The organism is Tabrizicola sp. (assembly GCF_016792905.1).
Lineage (GTDB): Bacteria > Pseudomonadota > Alphaproteobacteria > Rhodobacterales > Rhodobacteraceae > Tabrizicola.
Map to the genome: position 1 here is coordinate 1 of NZ_JAEULP010000042.1, position 1,914 is coordinate 1,914.

Here is a 1,914-nt window from a genome sequence, read left to right on the forward strand (position 1 = left end):
GAAGGCTCCGGTCGCACCAGTTGGAGGCGGGATCGACGCCCGGCCCAAGGGCGCGCGGGCGGGCATCCGGCTGTGGCTGGTGGGGCTGTTCCTGCTGGTCGTGGCGATGATCGTGGTGGGCGGGCTGACCCGGCTGACGGATAGCGGGCTGTCGATCACCGAATGGAAGCCGTTGATAGGCATAGTCCCTCCGCTTTCCGAAGCCGACTGGCAGTCCGAGTTCACAAAATACCAAGCAACGCCGGAGTTCAAATTGCAGAATGCTGCAATGACCTTGGAGGGGTTCAAGGCGATCTACTGGCCTGAATGGAGTCACCGTGTGTTGGGGCGTGTTATTGGCGGCGTCTGGGTCATCGGATTTTTCGGATTCTACCTTGCACAGAAGATTCCAGGCGGCTGGACCGTGCGGCTTTTTGTGCTTGGCCCTTTGATCGGCGCGCAGGGGCTGCTGGGCTGGCTTATGGTCAAGTCGGGCCTGCGGGACAGCAATGTTGATGTGGAGTCCTACTTTCTAGCGGCCCATCTAGGGCTTGCCTTCGTTATCCTCGGCTTCATCGCCTGGTATGTGTTTCTGCTGGGCCGGTCTGAGGCCGAGCTGATGACGGCGCGGCGGGGGCGGGAAGGCAAGCTCTTCAGCCTGTCGACCGGGCTGATGCATTTCGCCTTCCTACAGATTCTGCTGGGGGCCTTGGTGGCGGGGATCGACGCGGGCCGGGCCTTTCCGACCTGGCCCTTGATGAACGGGCAGTTCTTTCCGGCGGATGCGTTCTATGTGCCGGACGGGAACGGGGGCAGTCTGCCGGTCTGGCATGCGTTCTTCGAGAACCCCGGTCTGGTTCAGTTCATGCACCGGATGTCGGGGTATCTGCTGTTCGTCTTCGGGATCGTCGTCTGGCTGCGCGGGCGGAAGTCCTCCTATCAGGCGACACGGGCCGCGTTCCATGCAGTGATGGCGATGCTCGTGGCGCAGATGGTGCTGGGCATCGTGACGGCCCTCATGGCGGCGCATGTCCATGTGGCGATCACCCACCAGATCGGCGCGGTGATCCTTTGGGTGCTGATCCTGCGGGCGCGGCATCTGTCTCAATACCCCTTCGCGGGGTCGATCCGGGAAGGCACGGCATGAGCGCGTTTGACGAATTGATGGCGTTCCAGCGCCAGACCGAGGCTTTGGCGCAGGTCGCGGGGCGGCTCGGCTGGGACCAGGAGACGGTGATGCCCGAAGGCTCGGCCGGGCAGCGGGCCGAGGAGATCGGGGCGCTGGAAGGGGTGCTGCACGCGCGCCGGACCGAGCCACGCATTGCGGGCTGGCTGAAGGCGGCGAAGGCCCCGGATGCGGCGGGCGAGGCGCAGCTGCGGCTGATCCGGCGGTCCCATGCCCGGACGATGAAGGTGCCGGCGAAGCTGGCCGAGGAGATCGCGACGACGATGTCGCTGGCGCAGGGGGTCTGGGCCGAGCATCGGGCGAAGGAGGATGTGGCGGGATTCCTGCCGACCCTGCGCAAGGTGGTGGAGTTGAAGCGGGCCGAGGGCGCGGCGCTGGCGGCGGGGGGCGATCCCTATGATGCGCTGGTCGACGACTATGAACCGGGGATGACCGGGGCGGCGATCGCGGCGATGTTCGATGCGATGCGGCCGCGGCTGGTGGCGCTGCGGGAGAAGGTGCTGGGGGCCACACCGGCGAAAGGGCTGGTGGGAACCTTCGGGCGCGACGATCAGATGGCTTTGTCGCGCGAGCTGGCGACGGTGTTCGGCTATGATTGGAACCGGGGCCGGGTCGATCTGGCGGTGCATCCGTTCTCGTCGGGCTCGGGCCATGACGTGCGGATCACGACGCGGGTGTCGGAGACGGACCCGTTCAACTGCTTCTACTCGACGATCCACGAGGTCGGTCACGCCGCCTATGAGCAGGGG

The 1,914-nt window shown here is 65.7% G+C and carries 1 protein-coding gene and 1 pseudogene; both read left to right on the forward strand.

Annotation, left to right across the window (positions count from 1 at the left end; genetic code table 11):
• Positions 1–1,126, forward strand: a 1,126-nt coding sequence (ctaA, locus tag JNL31_RS09340) for a heme A synthase (RefSeq protein WP_294972650.1), incomplete at its 5' end; no start/stop codon positions are given.
• A pseudogene (locus JNL31_RS09345) lies at positions 1,123–1,914 on the forward strand (carboxypeptidase M32); the annotation flags it as partial. The gene ctaA and the pseudogene JNL31_RS09345, both read left to right, overlap by 4 nt.